Source organism: Hansschlegelia sp. KR7-227 (assembly GCF_049446035.1).
Lineage (GTDB): Bacteria > Pseudomonadota > Alphaproteobacteria > Rhizobiales > Methylopilaceae > Methylopila.
In genome coordinates this window covers 2,777,090-2,795,000 of the sequence record NZ_JBMSEA010000001.1, presented here as the reverse complement: position 1 = coordinate 2,795,000, position 17,911 = coordinate 2,777,090, and the positions used below count along the sequence as shown (strand labels likewise).

The following is a 17,911-nucleotide window of genomic DNA, read 5'->3' as shown; positions in this document are numbered from 1 at the left end:
GAGCAGCAGCCATTTGGCGTTCTGCGCGACCAGCATGGCGAGCCACACGCGTTGACGTTCCCCGCCGGACAGCTCCTCGACCATGCGGTCGGCGTAACCTGCGACGTCGGTCAACGCCATCGCGCTCCGAACCGCCTCGGCGTCCGCGGCCCCAAAACGCCCGAGGGCGCCGTGCCAGGGGTAGCGGCCGAGCGCCACCAGCTCGCGCGACAGCATGCCGGTCGCGGCCGCCGGCTGTTGGGGGAGGTAGGCGACCTCGCGCGCGAAGTTGCGGGAGCGCCACGATCCGATGGGGAGACCGCCGAAGCGGATCTCGCCGCCGGTCGGCGCCTGCTGGCGTGAAAGCAGCTTGAGCAGCGTCGACTTGCCCGAGCCGTTGTGCCCGATCAGGCCGATCACCCGGCCGGGCTGCAAGGAAAGCGACAACGGCGCGAGAAGGCGGCGGCCGCCGATCGCGAAAGACGCGTCGGTCAGGCGGAAGCCGGGTGCGTTCGACGTCATGCGGTCTTCCTCACCGGTTCCTCAGCGCCGCGACCAGGTAGACCCCGCCGATCAGCGAGGCGAACAGGCCGAGCGGGAGTTGGTAGGGGAAGATGACGCTTCGCGCGAGCAGATCGGCGACCGTCATGAGCGCCGCGCCGGCCAGCATCGCTCCGCCGAGATGGCGCCCTGGCCGCGTCAACCCCGAGGCGAAGGCGATGTGCGGCGCCACAAGACCGATGAAGCTCAGAGGTCCCGCGATCAGGGCGGCGGCCGCGGTGAGCAGGGCCGCGAGCAGGGTCAGTGCGAAGCGGACCGCCGGAACGTCGAGGCCGAGCCCCCCGGCGACCAGAGGGCCGAGCGGCAGGATTTCGAGCTGGCGCAGCATCAGCGGCAGCGGCGCGGTCAGCAGAACGGCCGCGCCGCAGGCGGCGGTCGCGAGCATGGGGTCGATCGCGTCGGTCGCCCCGGTCATCCAGCCGAGCAGGGCGAAGGCCGCGGGGGAGCCGCCCGCGATCACGGCGTTGAGCGCCGCCAGGCAAAGAGCGGAGATCGCGGCTCCCGCGAGCAGCATCCGTTCCGGCCCCAGCCGCCCGCCGCCCGCGAGCGAAAGCATCAACCCGAGGGCTGTGATCGCGCCGGCCGCCGCCCCGATAAGCTGCAGCGCAAGGTCGCCGTTCGCCGCGACCAGCGCGACGGCGAGGCCGACGCCCGCGCCGGCGCCGACGCCAAGCACCTCGGGACCCGCGAGCGGATTCCCCGTCATGCGCTGAAGGATCACGCCGGCCGCCGCGAGCATGGAGCCGGCGGCGGCGGCGGCGGCGGCGCGCGGCCATCGAAAGGGCAGGAGGGCCTCGAAGGTCCGGCCGGTCGCGACCGTCCATCCCTCCGCCCCCTGGCCGAGGGCGAGAGCCGCCGCGGCCGCGGCGCAGGCCAGTACGACAAGCAGGGCGAGGGTTGTTCGCGGCGCGCGCCGGCGGGCGATCGAGGATGCGGCCGGGCGATCCGCCATGCGAAGCCGCGGCAGCATCCACAGCAGCAGCGGCGCTCCGAGTAGCGCCGTCGCGGCGCCGGCGGGCATCGCGTCGCCTCCGCCGAGATGCTGGATCATGCCGTCGGTCAGCAACAGCAGCACCGCGCCGATCGCAGGTGAGGCCGCGAGAACGCCGCGCATCGTGCGGGCGCCGCTGAGCCGCGCCAGCGTGGGGGCAGCGAGGCCGACGAAGGCGATCAGCCCGACCTCGGCTGCCACCGACGTCGCGAGCAGCACGCCGAGGCCGAGCGCCGCGATCCGAATGACGGCGACCGGCGCACCGAGGCTGAGCGCGCCCGATTCGCCGGCCGCCAATACGCCGAGCGGGCGCGCCAAAGAGGCCGCGCCGGCGGCGCCGACGGCGAGAACCGCCGCGATCGCCGCCGCCGGCCGCCAGCCGTCCTGCACGAGAGACCCGCCGCCCCAGATCAGCAGCGCGAACAGATAGTCGCCTTGGGCGAGGATCAGCGCCGCGCTGAGCGAGCTCGCGATCATTGTGACCACCATGCCGCAGAGCACGACCGTCACCGGATCGAGCCGCCGCCGCCAGGCGAGCGCGACGACAAGCGCAGCCGCGCCGCCGCCTCCGGCGAACGCGGCGGCCTCGCGGCCGAAGGCGCCTGTCGTCGGCGCGATCACGGCCACGATTCCAAGCGCAAGTTGGGCGCCGGCGAACACGCCGAGCGTCGAGGGCTCCGCCAGCGGGTTGTCGAGCGCGGCTTGCAGCAGAGCGCCGGAGAGGCCGAGCGCCGCCCCCGCGAGCAGGGCGGTCGTGATCCTCGGCCCCACGCTGAAGGCGAGCAGAGCGTGGTCGAGCGGGCCGGCGCCGGGGCCGAGCCGCGCCAGAACGAGATGGAGCGCGAGCGCGGCCGCGAGCGCGGCCAGCGCGGGCCATGTCAGCCGGCGCATCTCGCGCCGCGCGTCAACCATGGGGGCGGGAGGCGAGGCTCGCGACGACCATCCGCGCGAAGCGCCGGGCCGCGGGCAACGCGCCATAGGGGTTCACCGCCGGCAGGTCGATAAAGCGATCCTGCGCGATCGGCGGCATCGCGGCCCACAGAGGGCTCGCGCGCATCGCGGCGAGGGCCGCAGGCGGGGTGGGCCCGACATTGAGCACGAAGGCGTCGCTCATCTCGGCGAGCGCCTCGACGCCGACGGTCGGGTAGGCTCCGAACTGCGTCGGGCGCGTCCAGGCCTGGGCCAGCCCGAGCCGCTGGAGCACATCGCCGAACAGGCTGTCGGCGCCGAAGGCGCGAAAATGCCGGCTGTCGCCGAGGTTCATCACCAGGAACGGCCGGCCGTGGAGTCGCGAGAGCGTCGTCCGCGCCGCGTCCATCTCGGCCGCGGCCGCGGCGACGAGGGCCTCTGCCTCTGCGGCCCGGCCGAGTCTTGCTCCCAGGCTGCGGGTCGCAGCCTCCGCAGGCGCGTAAGGGGCCCGTCCGGGAAGATGGATCTCATAGCTCTCGACCGGCGCGATCCGCGCGAGCGCATGGCGGCGGTTCTCGTACCAGGGCGAGATCAGCACGAGATCGGGCTTGGCGTACAGCAGCTGCTCGTAGCTCAGCGTGCCGCGCAGTCCGAGGTCGAGCACCCCGGGGGGCGCCTCGGGCTCCACCGCGCAGTCCCGGAACAGCGCGAGTTCGGCCGCCGCCACCGGCGTGACGCCCAGCGCGAGCGTCGTCTCCAGCATCGCCCAGTCGATCGTGGCGACCCGCGGCGCCGCGGCGCGGGCGGGGAACGCCGCAAAGAGAGACGCGGCGCCGGCCAGGGCCGCGCGCCGCGTCATCGGGTGGCGAGCGATCATCCGCTCTCCGCCGCCGGCGGAACTGTCACCACGTGTAGCTCGCCTTCACCAACGCCTTGCGCCCTTCGCCATAGGAGCAGACGTTTATCCCCTGACAGCCGGAGACGAAACGCTTGTCGAACAGGTTGGTGACGTTGAGGCTGACCTTGTAGTTGTCCTTCTGGTACCGGACAGCCGCGTCGAACAGCGTGGCGTCCGGCACCTTGACGGTGTTGGGCTGGGTCGCCTCGGACTTGCCGACATATCTCACGCCGGCACCCACGCTGACGCCCTTCAGGGAGCCCGTCGTGAAGGTGTAGTCGAGGAACGCCGAACCGATCACCTCGGGGACGAGGAACGGCTGGTCTCCCTTGAGCGAGGTGGGAACGCCGTTCACGTCGGTCATGCCCTTAAGGATCTCGAGCTTGTAGGCCGTGAACGCGCCGAGGATCTTCCAGTTCTCGGTCAAATTCGCCTGCGCCTCGAACTCCACGCCGCGCGAGCGGACTTCGCCGAGCTGGGTCTGGACCGTCTTGGCGGAGGTGACGCCCGAGACGACGTTCTCCTTCTTCAGATCGAAAACCGAGGCGGTGAACAGGCCGGGAAACCAGGTCGGCGCCCACTTCACGCCGGCTTCGTATTGAATGCCGGTCTCGGGCTCGAAGGGCGTACGGCCGACGGTCACGAAAGACGCATTCTGGATATTGTTGGACTGGACGAGCGGGTTGAAGACGCTCGCGACGCTGACGTAAGGCACTAGGCCGTTGGCGAACTCGTAGCCGAGTCCGGCGCGCCCGCTGAACCGGCCCTTGTTGAGTTCGACGTCCGCTCCGGTGTCGTTCGACAGCGTGCTGTATTCGCCGTCCAGCCACATCCGGTCATAGCGGCCGTTGAGCGTCGCGATCCAGCCGTCGCCGAAGCGAACCTGATCCTGAACGTAGACGCCTGCCTGATGGAGCGTGCTCTTTTCGTCGATATAGGGCGAGCCGAACGACGATTGGACCTCGTCGATGCCGTAGAACTTGTAGTCGAGGCCGATCAGCAGCGTGTGGTCGAGCCCGCCGGTCGGGAACTTGCCGACGACGTTGTTGTCGGCGGTGAAGCTGTACGACTTGGTGTGGTGGTTGAAGGGGATCAGCGAAAGCGCGGTGTTGCCCGCGCTCGGCCGAGGCTGGAAGCCGTAGCCGAACGGATAGAGCTGCGCCTCCTTCAGGTCGGCGTAGGCGAAACGCGCTTTCGAGTTCACAGCCCAGACGTCGTTGATGTCGTGGTTGAACTCGTAGCCGACCATGGCCTGCCGGCGATCGTAGCGGTCGAAATCGGAATCGGAGAAATTGTCCCTGCGACCGATGCGGCCGAGATCGATCGTCCCATCAAGCGACGTCGCGCGTTTGACCGTGCCGTAATAGGGCAGGAAGTCGCCGCCGCCGTGCTTCTGGTCCGCGTGCTGATAGTTGCCGTAGACCGTCAGATCGGTGCCGGCGTCGGGCGAGTAGGTCGCCGCGCCCTGGATGACGCCGCGGAAGCCGTCCTCGCGCTTGCTGTACCCGTCGCCGCCCTCGAGCTTGCCGGTGACGCGATACTTCCAGACCGGCGGAAGCGGGTCGCCCTTGGTGACAAGGTCGTTCGGCACGACCTTGTTGATGTCGAAGGCCGCGAAGGCGGTCGGATAGTTGTCGATTCCAACTTCGATCTGACCGAAATCGGCGTCGAGCGGCCGCTTGCTCACATAATTGATGATGCCGCCGACATTGCCGCCACCGTAGAGCGCGGCGGATGCGCCGCGCAGCACCTCGACGCGCTCGAGCAGATACGGGTCGGTGAAGAAGTTGCCGAAGGCGTAGTTGTAGAGCTGCATGCCGTCGCGGTAGACGCCGGTCTGGGTCGCGTCGAAGCCGCGGATGTAGAACCAGTTGGTGTCGGTGTCGTCGCCGAAGGGCTGGGCGAACACGCCCGCCGCGTAGCGCACCGCCTCGTCGGTCTTCTGGGCGCCGAGGTCGTCCATCTGCTGGCGGCCGATGACCGAGATCGACTGCGGAATCTCCACGATCGGAGTGTCGGTCTTCGAGCCGGTCGTGGTCGCCGAGGGCGCGTAGCCCTGGACCGGCGCGACGCCGGAGCCCTTTCCGACGCCTTGGCCGGTCACGGTGATCGCGTCGAGCGCGATGGTCTGTCCGTCGCCGGTTGCTTGCTGCGCCGCCGCATAATCAATATGCGCCCATGCGGACGCTGCAACGCCTGCGAGCAACGCAACGCCGAGCTTTTCCCTGTAAATCACCTTGGACCCCGTCCGCACCAACCGAGCGACAAGCCAAATTCATCAGGCAGATTAGAATTGATATAATCTAATCTGTTCTTGAGAATCTTGACTGCGCAGATGTCGGCCATAAGGATTTCTACGCGTGTGGAGGTCTTGTACGTTTTTGGCTAAAAGAATACTCTGAACGCTTGCTGTGACCCCACTGCATCATGTCGACGTATCGGGAGGGGGATTTGGCGGCGTTCCGCCCGAAGATGACGGCCTCTCGGCAGGGAATTACCCTCCTGGGCGACGGCCGCGCGCATCAGTCGGAGCTGGAGCTGACCGAGGTGTGGCGGGCGCGCTGCGAGGCCGGCGCCGAAGGCTGCTACATATCGCTCGATCCGCGGCTGTTCGTCGTGCTCGATCCGCTCATGGCGGAGCTGGAGCTCGACGCTGGCGAGGTCGGAGCGAGCCGGACTTCGCGCGACCGGTCCGTCAGCTACATCCCCGCCGGAGCGCCGATCCGCATGCGGGTGGCCGGGCTCACGGACGTGCGGCACCTCGACCTCCATTTCGATGCTGAGCGCCTGGATCGCCTCGGCGTCGCTCGGGGAGGCCTAGAGGCCCCGCGCCTGTTGTTCGCGGATGAACGCGTGCAGCGGCTCGCGCGCCTGCTGAGCATGGAGTGCGACCAGCCGGTTCCCTCGTCGAGCCTCTACGGCGACGCCCTGGTCGCGGCGCTGCTCGCGGCGGCGTTCGAACCGCCGGGCGCTTCGACGCGGCGAAGCGCTCTGTCGGACCGCCAGCTGCGGCTCGCCGTCGATCACATCGAGGACCGCTGCGCGGAGGCGATAAGGCTTCGCGACCTCGCCCGGCTGACGGGCGTGTCGGAGACCTATTTCAGCCACGCCTTCAAGGCCGCGACCGGAATGCCGCCGCATCGCTGGCAGCTGCATGCGCGGGTGCGCCTGGCCCAGGAGATGCTGGCGCGCACCGACGCGCCGCTGATCGAGATCGCGGTCGCGACCGGATTCTCCGATCAGCCGCATTTCACGCGGGTGTTCCGCGCGGTCACGGGCGGGACGCCGTCGTCCTGGCGCGCCGGCGCGCGCGCATCGGCGTTCAGCCGAACGCGCCGACCGAGTGGGTCACCGACGCGCTGACCTCCCGAACCAGCGCGAACAGATCGGCGATCGGCTGAAACAGCTGCTTGTGCTCGCGCTCGTAGCCGCTGTGGGTCCGAACGCCCCGCGGCTCGTAATAGTCGCGTTCGCTGGCCGCGTCCGGCGTCGCCGGGAAGATCTCGGCCAGCACCTCCAGCGTCTCCGAGACGTCGAGCCGCAAGAGGCGGTTCAGCACCGCGTCGCGCGTCACGCCGTATCGCGGCGAGAAGTCTGGAATGCGGACCGCAAGCAGCCAGATCCGCTGGATGAGCGCGAGCCGGACGGCGTGCAGCAGCAGCTCCTGGTCCGCCATCGTTGGACAGTCCGGCCAGACGCCGCGCAAAGCGAGGTGGTCGGTCTGGATGCGGCGGAGCATGGCGAAGGCGGGCGCCGCGATGCCGAGCTTTTCCAGCGCCGCCGACACCCGCACCAGCCCGTCGCGGCGAACGGCGTCGCCGGCCTGCTCGGCGGCGTTCAGCCAGTGGCCGGGATCGAGCGTCGCGATAACGGCGCGAAGCACGCTCAGCTCGGAGTGCCGAAGACCATGGGCGACGAAGTCGATCGCCCGGCGGAACCGCGGGCTGCGGTCGGTCAGCTCCAGAAAGGTCTGGGGGTGGCGGTTCAGCGCGGCGCCCAGACCGTGGATCGTGTTCGCGCACCATCCGAGCTGCTGAAGGATGGCGTTGTTCGGGATCGCCCTCAGCTCGCGCGGATGCCTGATCGTCGCCGGTCCCCCCATGCCGTCGACCTGGCGCGCGCTCGGGCGCGAGCCCGTCGGATCGAGCAGCGCGGGCCCGAAGGCGCCCAGCAGCGCGGCGTAGCCCTGGTCGCCGACGAGGCCCTCCATGGCGGCGCGCACCGCCCCGAAGAAGTCGGCCGAGAAGTCCGGATCGTCATAGACCGGATCGGGCGGCAGCCGCTGGGCGTCCGGCCGCGCGTCCTCGTCGAAGGCGTGTTCGGCGAGGCGCGCCACGGTCGCGAGCGCAAGCTCCTCCGTGCCGAATAGAAGGTAGCCGTCGCCGCCCTGGAAGGCGGTCTCCTCGCGCAGCTCCAGGCCGGAGCGGGCCATCTCCTTGCGGCTGCGCGTGGGATTGAGGAACTTCAGCCTGTCCGCCAGCGCCGACGGATGCGCCCCGCGCCCGATGCTCTCGCCATGGGTGTCGAACAGCACGACCTCGACGCCGGTTACGCCGCGCCGGTCGAGCAGCTCCGCGATCTTGAGTCGCTGCCGCTCGATCATGTAGCTCGCGGCGAGCTGACCGACATAGCGTCCGGAATCGGAATAGCCGAACTCGATCGCAAGCACGCCGGTGCGCTTCAGGTGATCGCGCCAGTGCCGGCTGCGCAACGCCTCGTCCAGCAGCCGCTCGCCGTGCTCCAGCGCCTCGGCGGTCTCGAACAGCGGGCTGATCTCGAGTTTGGCGTCGACCCCGAAGCGCCGCGCGAGCCACAGCGCGCAGAGCAGCGTGTAACCGCTTTCGGTCTCGGCGACGTGGAAGCGAACCGGCTGGTCGCCGTCGACGTGCTTGACGATCTGCGCGATCGTCATCATCAGCCGCACCGCGGACGCCCTCTCCGCGAGCAGCGAGCCGAAGTCGACCGGAGCCGGCGACAGTTTGTCCAGCGCCGCGTTCACGCCGGCGAGCATCGCGCGGCGGCGGGAGGCGTCGGTGATGTCGTCGCCTAGATCGGCGAGCTGGCGCAGCGCGTTGTGCAACTGCGACGCGTTGAGCCGGAACTGCGAATGGGCGAGCGAGAGCCCGTGCGAGACGAGACCGGCGCGCGCGACGCAGAGCGCCATTTGCGCGTCGCCGTGAGCGGACGCTATCGCCGCGTCGAACAGCGGCATGAGCGGCGCGATCGACGTCAGCGCCTGCTCCTTGAGCTCGACGAGGGTGCGGGCGAAGGCCGCGACGACCTCGGGTTCGGCTTCGGTCCCGGTCGGACAGGCCGCGCATTGGGCGTCGACCGCGCGCAGCGCCGTCTTCAGGCGCGCGTGCAAATCGTCAGCGCCGGCGGCCTTCGCCTGGCCGGCGATGCGTTCGAGCTGCATCGCCTTCATCTGCAGCCGGAGCCGGATCGTGTCCCACCAATTGATGTCGGTGCGCCCGTCCGTGTCATAGCCGACCCAGCTCGACAGCGTGACGGGCCTCGGGACGACCGTGGTCCATTCCCCGGGAAAGCGCTCGCGCGCCGCCGAAAGCAGGCTTTCGGTGAGCTGGTCGATCGCGTCGCGTCCGGCCTGAATGGCTTCGACCGCCTGCTCGAACTCGTCGAGCAAAGTGGGCCGCTTTGGCCGGTGGCTCCTGCGGCTCGGGCCGGGCGCGCGGCCGCAGGCGATTCCGGCGAGTTCCTGGCCGATCTCGGCCGGCAGCGAAAAGGTCGGATGGGCGGTGAACACGGCGGTGAATCGGGTCCGCTCGACCTCCGCGCGAAACGCGTCGATGGAGCCTGACGTGAGCCGTCGGCCCAACGCCGCCATCGCCCCGCGCGACTGTGCCGGCGCGACGCCGCCGACATAGGCGGCAAGTCGCCGGGCGCGTTCCTGGAAGGCGTCGTCGCGCAGCGCGCGGATCAGAGCGCCGAGGTCGTCGAGCGTCAGCTCTCCCTCGTCCGTCATCCGGGAGACTGAAAAGGCGACGTCGAGAACGGGATTTCCGAACGGGTTCTCCCGCATGCGCTGGCGCGCGGCGGACATCTGTCCGACGAGGTTTCGGACGAGCGCGGATATGTCGGTCAAATCGGTGATGCCCGTTTCATGCCACGCGCGGTGGCGAGCACGTAGCGTGCCAACCAGAGCGGATCGCGCCGGCTCGGCTCAGAATTCCATGTCGAGTTCTTCGACGTCTTCCGGCTCGGCGAGCGAGGTCTCGATCCACTCGACCATGGCGGGCCACGCCATGATGTGATCGCGGTAGGCGGCGCAGTCCGCGGGAAGGGCGACGTCATAGGTCACGAAGCGCGTGCAGACCGGCGCGAACATGGCGTCGGCGATCGTCGGCCGGTCTCCGAACAGCCAGGGGCCGCCATGCGCCGTCAGGCACTCCTGCCAGATCGCGACGATCCGCTCGATGTCGGGCCGGGCGCCGGCCCAGATCTTGAAGCCGTCGTGGCGCGCCTTGAGGTTCATCGGCAGCGCTGACCGCAGATTGGCGAAGCCCTGGTGCATCTCGCCGGCGATCGACCAGCACCAGGCGCGGGCCTTGGGCTCCGCCGGCAGAAGGCCGGCAGCGGGCCGGATCTCGTTGAGATGGGCTGCGATCGCGAAAGCGTCCCAGACGCGCACCTCGCCATGGATCAGGCGCGGCACGAGGAACGAGGGCGACAGGTGCAGAAGCTCCGCGCGGGAGGAGGGATCGGCGGCGGTCAGCACCTCCGTCTCGAAATCGAGACCCGACAGGCGGCACAGAAGCCAGCCGCGGAGCGACCAGGACGAGTAATTGCGGCTCGAGACGGACAGTCGGGCCTTAGGCATGGATGGCTCATGCTCCTAATGGCGCGGCGGCGCCGAAGAAACTATCTCGCAGTGCAAAAGAGATTGCACTAGGTTTCACGCTCTGGCGGCCTGCAGGCCTGCCTTCGGGTCGGATCGTCGATGAAGTATCAGGCGTATGAGTTCGGGTCGGACCTTTCGCGGATGATGCGGGACGTCGGAGGCGCGCTGAGCGCGACCTTCGAACCCTGGGTCGCGGACGGGCGGCGGAACCCGGCGGCGATCTTCCCCTGGGCCCTCGGCGAGATGATGGGGCGCTCGGGTTTCACCCACACGCGCCCGGACTACGGGATCGACTCCGTCTTGGTCGGCAATCGGATCGCGCCGGTCGTCGAGGAGACGACGCATGTGCTGCCGTTCGCGACGCTCACGCATTTCCGCAAGGACGTCGACGCTCGCCAGCCCAGGGTGCTCGTGGTCGCGCCGCTCTCCGGCCATTTCGCGACGCTGCTGCGCCACACCATCCGAACGCTGCTCGCCGACCACGACGTCTACGTCACCGACTGGACCAACGCGCGCGACGTCCCCCTGTCGGAAGGGCCCTTCGGTTTCGACGATTATGTGGACCACGTCGTCGCGTTCCTCGAGGCGATGGGGCCGGGCACGCATGTCGTGGCTGTCTGCCAGCCTGCAGTGCAGGCGCTCGCCGCGGCGGCGCTGATGGCCGAGACCAAGAATGCGGCTACGCCCGCCTCGATGACGCTGATGGCGGGACCGGTCGACACCAGCGTGAACCCGACCAAAGTCAACGCGCTCGCCACCAGCAAACCGATCGCCTGGTTCGAGGACAACCTGATCGCGACCGTTCCGGACCGTCACGCCGGTGCCGGCCGACGCGTCTATCCCGGTTTCGTGCAGCTTTCGGCATTCCTGTCGATGAACGCCGGCCGCCATGTCTCGAGCCACTCCGAGCTGTTCTGGAACATCGTCTGCGACGAGACAGACAAGGCCGAACAGATCCGGGTCTTCTACGACGAGTATTTCGCGATCCTCGATCTCGCCGCGGAGTTCTACCTCGAGACGGTCAAGACGGTGTTTCAGGACAATGATCTCGCCCGCAACGAACTCAAGTACCGGGGCCGACCGCTCGACATGCGAGCGATACGCCGAACCGCGCTGATGACCGTGGAGGGCGAGCGCGACGACATCTGCGCAGTCGGCCAGACCATGGCGGCGCAGGATCTCTGTTCCGGGCTCAAGCCTTACATGAAGCGCCATCATCTGCAGGCGGGAGTCGGACATTACGGCGTGTTCTCGGGCCGCAAATGGGAGACGCAGGTCTATCCGCTGGTCCGGAACTTCATCCTCGCCAACGACTGAAGGAGCCGCGGCGGCGGTCCGCCTCAGGCCTTCACGCGCGTCATTGCGGGATCATAGATCGGCTTGAGCCACGGCCTCGCCGTCACCAGCTCGCCCGCGACGTCGAGCTGATAGTCCCCGGAGCGGACGTAATCGGCGTCCACCCCGCCGGCGTCCCGGACGTAGCCGTAACCGATCGGCGCCCCCACCGTGAGGCCGAAGCCGCCGCTTGCGAGCCAGCCGACGCGGCGGCCGTTGCGGAGGATAGTCTCCCGTCCGAGCAGAGTGACGCCTGGATCGTCCACGGTGAAGCCCGCAAGCAGCCGGGGCGGCTTTCGCCCGGCGGCGTCGACCAGCGCCTCGCGCCCGAGAAAGGCGATGTTCGACTTCAGCTTCACCGCCCAGCCCAGACCGGCCATCTGCGGCGTGTGGTCCGGGCCGATCTCCGCGCCCCAAGCGCGGTAACCCTTCTCCAGCCTGAGCGTCTCGATCGCGCGGTAGCCGGCAAGCGTCAGGCCGTGCGGCTCGCCTGCGGCGGTCAGCGCGTCGTAGACCGTCGCCGCGAAATCGGTCGGGACATGCATCTCCCAGCCGAGCTCGCCGACATAGGTGACGCGGAGCGCCAGCACGGGAGCGCCTGCGACCGAGACGGTCCGGCAGGTTCCGAACGGGAAGCCGGCGTTCGAGACGTCGTCCGGGGTCAGCGCCGCGAGCACGTCGCGGGCGCGGGGTCCGAACAGGCTGAGCACTGCGCGCGACGACGTGACGTCGACGAGATGCGCGTCGCAGTCGGCCGGGATGTTCCTGGAGATCCAATCGAAATCACGGGTGGCGAACCCCGTGCCGGTCACGAGGTAGAACCGGTCTTCGGAGAGGCGGGCGACCGTGAGGTCGCATTCGATCCCGCCGCGAGCGTTCAGCAGCTGGGTGTAGACGAGCGACCCGACCGGTTTCGCGACGTCGTTGGCGCAGATCCAGGAGAGCGCCCGCTCGGCGTCGCGCCCGACCATAAGGAACTTCGCGAAGGACGACTGGTCGAACAGCGCGACCCGTTCGCGGCACGCCTGGTGCTCACGCGCGACCGCGGCGAACCAGTTGGGGCGTTCGAAGGAATAGACGTCGCGCACCTGCTCGCCGCCGCTCGCGAACCAGTTGGGCCGCTCCCAGCCGAGCTTCTCGCCGAACACGGCACCGGCCGACCTGAGGCGGTCATAGAGCGGCGAGCGGCGCAGCGGGCGGCCGCTCTCGTGCTCCTCCGACGGCCACGCCATCGTGTAGTGCTTGGCGTAGGCTTCCAGCGTGCGGGCGCGGACCCAGCCTCCGTCGGCGTGGTTCGCGCCGAAACGGCGAATGTCGACCGGCCACAGATCATAGGGCGGCTCGCCCTTCGCGATCCATTCGGCAAGCGCCATGCCGGCCCCGCCGCCGGCGGCGATGCCGAAGGCGTTGAAGCCGCAGCCGACGAACAGGTTCCGGACCTCCGGCGCCTCGCCGAGGATGAAGTTGCCGTCCGGCGTGAAGCTCTCCGGGCCGTTGATGAGCTGCCGGACGCCCGCGGTCTCCAGCGCCGGCACGCGGCCGAGCGCGAGCTCCATGATCGGCTCGAAGTGATCCCAGTTCTCGTCGAGAAGCGAGAAGGAGAAGTCGTTCGGCGGCGGGGTCGCGCCCCAGGGGATCGGGTTCGGCTCGTAGCCGCCCATCACGAGGCCGCCGACCTCCTCCTTGTAATAGGTCAGGCGGTCCGGATCGCGCAGCGTCGGCAGTCCGCGCGTCACGCCCGGGATCGGCTCGGTGACGATGTACTGGTGCTGCACGGCCGCGAGCGGAATGTTGACGCCGGCGAGCCTGCCGAGCTCCCGCGACCAGAGCCCGGAGCAGATCACGACTTTCTCGCAGGCGATGCGCCCCTGCGAGGTGACGACGGCTTTCACTCGGCCGCGCTCGACCTCGATCGCGGTGACGACCGTCTCCTCGCGGATGACGACCCCGGCCATCCTGGCGCCCCTGGCGAGCGCCTGGGTGATGTCGGACGGGTTGGCTTGGCCGTCGGTCGGCAGGAAGGCGGCGCCGACGACGTCGTCCACGCTCATCAGCGGCCAGAGCTCCTGCGCCTCCTTCGGCGTCAGAAGGTGCATCTCCAGGCCGAAGGAGCGGGCGGTGGTCGCCTGGCGCTTCACCTCGGTCCAGCGATCGGCGTTGCAGGCGAGGCGCAGGCCGCCGTTCCGCTTCCAGCCCGTGGCGAGACCGGTTTCGGCCTCCAGCGTCTCGTAGATCCGCACGGATTCGCCGAGCAGCTGGGTGATGTTGGCGTTGGCGCGGAGCTGCCCCACGAGCCCCGCCGCGTGCCAGGTCGAGCCGGAGGTCAGGCGGTCGCGCTCCAGCAGCAGCGTCTCGCAGCCGAGCTTGCCCAGATGATAGGCGGTCGAGCAGCCGACGATGCCGCCGCCGATGACGACGATCTTGGCGGAGGAGGGCAGTTCGGTCATGCGCGGTCCATGTCCTCGAAGCGGGCGAGCGCCTGTTCGAAACGGGCGAGGTTCTCGGCGGTGTAGCCGACATAGTCGAGGTCGAGGCTCGAGCGCAGTTCGGAGACCATGCTCCAGAGCGCCTCGCGCAGCAGCGAGGCGACCGCCATCGCCTGAAGTTTCACGCGCAGCGCGTCGTCCGGCGCGCGCCCGAAATAGATCTCAAGCAGGGTGTCGCGCCCGGCGTCGTCGAGGCCGTTGTTGGAGGCGAGGTTCGCGAGGTCGAACAGCGGGCTGTTGAAGCCGCCATAGTCCCAGTCGATCAGCCAGAGCTTTTCGCCGTCGTCGATGAAGTTGCCCGGCAGCAGATCGTTGTGGCCGAACACGATCTCGGTGGGGCCGACCACGGACTCGATCCGCTCGGCGACCTTCGCAAGGCGGGGCAGATCGCCCGCCAGCCTGTGGCCGCCCTCCTCGAGCGCCGCCACGTAGTTCCGCAGGATGTGGAACGTCCAGAAGGCGAGAGCCGGCCCCCGAAGCCGCCTCGTCACCTCGCGATGGGCCGTCTTCACGAGCTCCGCCACCCGCGGCAGCTCGGCGCGGACGTCGGCCTCCGAAAAGGTCCGGCCGTCGACATGGTCGATGATGATCAGTCCCGGCTCGAAATGCCGCAGCGCGGGGGAGACGCCGGCCTCCTCGGCGGCTTGCGAGGCCGCGCGCTCGTTGAACCGCATGATGTTGTGCAGCGGGATGTCCTCGCCGAGCCGCACCACGAAGCTTCGTCCCGCGTCCTCCACCCGGAAGTTGCGGTTGGTGATGCCGCCGGCGAGCGGCTGCGGGTCGACCGGTCCGCGCCAGAAGGCGAGCGCGCGGATGCGGGCGACGGGATCGGGGCTCACTGCGCGAGCCCCATGCGCCGCTTGAGGCGCGCGGCGCCCGCCGCGACCAGCCGGTCGGCGATGATCGCGATGAAGGCGACGCAGAGGCCCGCGACCAGTCCCTTGCCGACGTCGGCCTTGGCGAGCGCGGAATAGGTCTCCTGGCCGAGATCGCGGGTCCCGACGAGCGCGGTGATGACGAGCATCGACAGCGCCAGCATGATCGTCTGGTTCACCCCGAGCAGGATTTCGGGCAGGGCCAGCGGCACGCGGATGCGCGTGAGGATCTGCCGGCGCGTGCAGCCGTTCATCACGCCCGCCTCGATCAACGTCTGAGGCACGCGGGCCACGCCGTGCGCCGCGTAGCGGATCGCCGGCGCGACGGCGTAGAGCACGATCGCGATCAGGGCGGTGAAGTCGCCGACGCGGAACAGCATCACGATCGGGATGAGGTAGACGAAGGACGGCAGCGTCTGCAGCAGGTCGATGACGGTCTCGACGGCGCGCCACAGCCTCGGTCGGGTCGCCGCCGCGATCCCGATCGGGACGCCGATCGCCGCCGCGATCAGCACGGCGACGCCGCAGAGATAGACCGTGATCATGGCGGTCGGCCATAGCCCCACCACCGCCACGAACAGCGCCATCAGGACGACGGGGAGCGCCAGCCGCCAGCCGCCGAGCCGGAACCCTGCGATCCCCAGCGCCGCCACGACCCAGACCCAGGGCAGCGCGAGCATGAAGCGCTTGGCGGGGGCCAGAAGGTTCAGGAACGCCCAGGCGCGGATGGCGTCCAGCGTCGCGAAGAAGTTGACGTTGATCCAGCGGACGAGGTCGCTCCACCAAGGGGCGGTCGACAGCTTCAGCGCGTCGGGATAAAGCGCGATCGCGGGCCAGATCGCCGCCGCGACCCAGAGGGCGCCGGCGATGGCGAAGGCCGCCCAGAGCGCCTTCCGACGAAGAGCGCGGTGGCCCTCGTCGCGCTCGGGCGTGCGGCCGGCTTGGACCGCGAGCGCCTGCGCGAACCGGTCGAGCAGGATCGCGAGCACCGTGATCGCGATCCCGGCCTCGAGGCCCGCCCCGATGTCGAGCCGCCGCAGCGCCGCCAGCACGTCGAAACCGAGGCCGCCCGCGCCGATCATCGAGGCGATGATGACGACGTTGAGCGAGAGCATGATGACCTGGTTGACGCCGACCATCAGCGCGGGAAGCGCGGTGGGCACGAGCATCTTCCAGGTCAGCTGGCGGCGCGTGCAGCCGGTCATGGCGCCGAGCGCATGGATCTCCTCGGGGACGGCGCGGATCGCAAGGATGGTGACGCGCACCATGGGCGGCATGGCGTAGACGATGGTCGCGATCATCGCCGAGACCGGCCCGAAGCCGAACAGGATCAGCATCGGCAGCAGATAGGCGAAGACCGGCATCGTCTGGGCGAGGTCGAGCAGCGGCGACACGGCGCGCTCGGCCCAGCGCCAGCGCACGCAGGCGAGCCCGACCAGCAACCCGCCGATCGCGCCGAGCACGCTCGACACCAGCACGGAGGCGAGCGTCACCATCGCGGCCGGCCACTGCCCGAAGACCGCGAGATAGAGCAGGCCGCCGCCCATGAGAGCGGCGAGACGCAGGCCCCCGACGGCGTAGCCGCCGGCGACGCCCGCGATCAGCAAGGAGAACCAGGGGATCGCAGGCGCAATGGCGACGGCGTCGGCGCCTCGCCCATAGCCGACACCCCCGGCCAGAACGGCCTTCGCCGCGGCGAGGGGAAGGTCGAGCGTCCAGGCGATCGCGCGGGTGAGGTCCCGCACGGAGAACAGGCCGAAGCTCGCCGTCTCCATCAGCCAGCGCATGAAGGCCGAGATCTGGGCGTCGATCGGGAGCTGCCAGGCCGTGGGATATTTGGTCATCCACGTCGGAAGCGCGCCGGTCGGCAGCGAGACGAGGACGATCGTCACGAGAAGCAGAGCAGGCCACAGCAGCCGCTTCAGCGCCGCCTGGGGAAACTCCGCCGCGAGCGGCCGGACCGCCGCGAGGCTCACGCCGCCGACTTCCGTTCCCGACCGACGAGCACGTCGATCATCGCGAGCCGGTCGACGACGCCGATCACCCGACCGGCGTCGACGACCGCGAACGGCCGGTCGGACTGCTCGACGTCGTGGGCGAAGGCGGCGATGCGCTGGCCGGCGTCGATCTCGCCGGCGAAGTCGGCGATCTCGCGGGCCGGCGCCATGACCGACCGCGCGGTCAGGATCTTGGCCCGCGGCGCGTCGCGGGTGAAGGCGCGGACATAGTCGGTCGCAGGAGCCAGCACGAGCTCCTCCGCTGTTCCGATCTGCACGACGCGACCGTCCTTCATGATGGCGATGCGGTCGGCGATCCGGACCGCCTCGTCGAAATCATGCGTGATGAACACGATCGTCTTCTTCAGCATCGCCTGCAGGCGCAGCACCTCGTCCTGCATCTCGCGGCGGATGAGCGGATCGAGCGCCGAGAACGGCTCGTCGAGGAACCAGAGGTCGGGGCCTACCGCGAGCGAGCGGGCGATGCCGACGCGTTGCTGCTGGCCACCGGACAGCTCGCGCGGAAAATGATCTTCCCGACCGTTGAGGCCGACGAGCTTGATCATCTCGCGCGCCCGCGCCTCCCGCTCGGCTTTCGAGCGCCCCTGCACGTCGAGCGGAAAGGCCACGTTGCCGAGCACGGTGAGATGCGGCAGCAGCGCGAAGTTCTGGAACACCATGCCCATCTGGTGGCGCCGGATGCGGATGAGTTCCTGCTCCGGCATGCGCAGCAGGTCGCGGCCTTCGAACAGGATCTCACCCGCGGTCGGCGCGACGAGGCCGGACAGGCAGCGCACCAGCGTCGACTTGCCCGAGCCCGAGAGCCCCATGATCACGAAGGTCTCGCCGCGCGCGATCTCGAGATTGACGTCCATCACCGCCGGGATGAGCCCGGCCGCGACGATCTCCGCCGGCAGGGCCGCGACGCGGCCGTCCCGAACGAAGCGCTCCGGCTTCGTCCCGAACAGCTTGGCGACCTCCCGGCAGGCGAGGATCGGCTCGGTCATCGGTCGCGATCCGG

At 69.5% G+C, this 17,911-nt stretch carries 12 protein-coding genes (1 of these 12 only partly in view); 2 read left to right on the top strand and 10 right to left on the bottom strand.

Translation table 11 applies throughout. The features are described 5' to 3' along the window. The 4 genes in view from ACO2RJ_RS13065 to ACO2RJ_RS13050 are tightly spaced (at most 25 nt apart) and all read right to left on the bottom strand, a layout consistent with a single transcriptional unit that may run on beyond the window. On the bottom strand, positions 1-501 hold the 5' portion of the coding sequence (locus ACO2RJ_RS13065) for an ATP-binding cassette domain-containing protein (protein ID WP_423268437.1). The gene continues 285 nt to the left of window position 1, outside the view; only the first 501 of its 786 coding nucleotides appear in the window; the start codon lies at positions 499-501; its stop codon lies beyond the left edge, outside the window. Between the two features lie 10 nt (positions 502-511). Beyond that, positions 512-2,422: a Fe(3+)-hydroxamate ABC transporter permease FhuB gene (fhuB, locus tag ACO2RJ_RS13060; protein WP_423268436.1), complete on the bottom strand. Its 1,911-nt coding sequence runs from the start codon at positions 2,420-2,422 to the stop codon at positions 512-514. A 13-nt stretch (positions 2,423-2,435) separates the two neighbouring features. Next, positions 2,436-3,317, bottom strand: coding sequence for an ABC transporter substrate-binding protein (locus ACO2RJ_RS13055; RefSeq protein ID WP_423268435.1), 882 nt, complete (start codon positions 3,315-3,317; stop codon positions 2,436-2,438). A 25-nt stretch (positions 3,318-3,342) separates the two neighbouring features. Beyond that, positions 3,343-5,574 (bottom strand): TonB-dependent siderophore receptor, encoded by a 2,232-nt coding sequence (locus ACO2RJ_RS13050; RefSeq protein WP_423268434.1) that lies wholly within the window; start codon positions 5,572-5,574, stop codon positions 3,343-3,345. A 215-nt stretch (positions 5,575-5,789) separates the two neighbouring features. Between ACO2RJ_RS13050 and ACO2RJ_RS13045 the strand changes: the two genes are divergently transcribed. Continuing rightward, positions 5,790-6,701 (top strand): helix-turn-helix domain-containing protein, encoded by a 912-nt coding sequence (locus tag ACO2RJ_RS13045; protein WP_423268433.1) that lies wholly within the window; start codon positions 5,790-5,792, stop codon positions 6,699-6,701. On the opposite strand, the gene ACO2RJ_RS13040 is transcribed toward ACO2RJ_RS13045, so the two are convergent. Together ACO2RJ_RS13040 and ACO2RJ_RS13035 are read right to left on the bottom strand one after the other, a co-directional pair. Further along, positions 6,661-9,441, bottom strand: a complete 2,781-nt coding sequence (locus ACO2RJ_RS13040) for a phosphoenolpyruvate carboxylase (RefSeq protein WP_423268432.1) — start codon at positions 9,439-9,441, stop codon at positions 6,661-6,663. The two genes, ACO2RJ_RS13045 and ACO2RJ_RS13040, sit on opposite strands and share 41 nt — an antisense overlap. Positions 9,442-9,519: 78 nt before the next feature. After that, a complete protein-coding gene (locus ACO2RJ_RS13035) occupies positions 9,520-10,176 on the bottom strand; it encodes a glutathione S-transferase (protein ID WP_423268431.1) in 657 nt (218 codons plus the stop codon). A 120-nt stretch (positions 10,177-10,296) separates the two neighbouring features. On the opposite strand from ACO2RJ_RS13035, the gene ACO2RJ_RS13030 reads away from it, so the two are divergent. Continuing rightward, entirely contained in the window at positions 10,297-11,514 is a 1,218-nt protein-coding gene (locus ACO2RJ_RS13030; protein WP_423268430.1) for a polyhydroxyalkanoate depolymerase, read from the top strand. A gap of 23 nt (positions 11,515-11,537) precedes the next feature. Here ACO2RJ_RS13030 and ACO2RJ_RS13025 read toward each other — a convergent pair whose 3' ends face one another. Genes ACO2RJ_RS13025 through ACO2RJ_RS13010 form a run of 4 tightly spaced genes read right to left on the bottom strand, consistent with a single transcriptional unit; the run spans position 11,538 to position 17,897 of the window. Next, positions 11,538-13,979 carry a GcvT family protein gene (locus ACO2RJ_RS13025; protein ID WP_423268429.1) on the bottom strand — a complete coding sequence of 814 codons (2,442 nt, stop codon included), beginning with the start codon at positions 13,977-13,979 and terminating at the stop codon, positions 11,538-11,540. Then, on the bottom strand, positions 13,976-14,857 hold the full coding sequence (locus ACO2RJ_RS13020) for a phosphotransferase (protein ID WP_423268428.1): 882 nt from the start codon (positions 14,855-14,857) through the stop codon (positions 13,976-13,978). The genes ACO2RJ_RS13025 and ACO2RJ_RS13020 overlap by 4 nt, the downstream gene beginning before the upstream one ends. Then, entirely contained in the window at positions 14,854-16,869 is a 2,016-nt protein-coding gene (locus tag ACO2RJ_RS13015) for an ABC transporter permease (RefSeq protein ID WP_423268427.1), read from the bottom strand. Before ACO2RJ_RS13015 ends, ACO2RJ_RS13020 begins: the two co-directional genes overlap by 4 nt. Beyond that, the gene (locus ACO2RJ_RS13010; RefSeq protein WP_423268426.1) at positions 16,866-17,897 is read right to left on the bottom strand and encodes a quaternary amine ABC transporter ATP-binding protein; all 1,032 of its coding nucleotides are present in this window, start codon (positions 17,895-17,897) and stop codon (positions 16,866-16,868) included. Before ACO2RJ_RS13010 ends, ACO2RJ_RS13015 begins: the two co-directional genes overlap by 4 nt. Between the last annotated feature and the right edge of the window lie 14 nt (positions 17,898-17,911).

What these genes read in the sequence shown, in the direction of transcription:
- fhuB (WP_423268436.1), bottom strand. Translation starts at nt 2,422, where the DNA reads ATGCGCCGGCTGACATGGCCCGCGCTGGCCGCGCTCGCGGCCGCGCTC.
- ACO2RJ_RS13055 (WP_423268435.1), bottom strand. Translation starts at nt 3,317, where the DNA reads ATGATCGCTCGCCACCCGATGACGCGGCGCGCGGCCCTGGCCGGCGCC.
- ACO2RJ_RS13035 (WP_423268431.1), bottom strand. Translation starts at nt 10,176, where the DNA reads ATGCCTAAGGCCCGACTGTCCGTCTCGAGCCGCAATTACTCGTCCTGG.
- ACO2RJ_RS13030 (WP_423268430.1), top strand. Translation starts at nt 10,297, where the DNA reads ATGAAGTATCAGGCGTATGAGTTCGGGTCGGACCTTTCGCGGATGATG.
- ACO2RJ_RS13025 (WP_423268429.1), bottom strand. Translation starts at nt 13,979, where the DNA reads ATGACCGAACTGCCCTCCTCCGCCAAGATCGTCGTCATCGGCGGCGGC.
- ACO2RJ_RS13010 (WP_423268426.1), bottom strand. Translation starts at nt 17,897, where the DNA reads ATGACCGAGCCGATCCTCGCCTGCCGGGAGGTCGCCAAGCTGTTCGGG.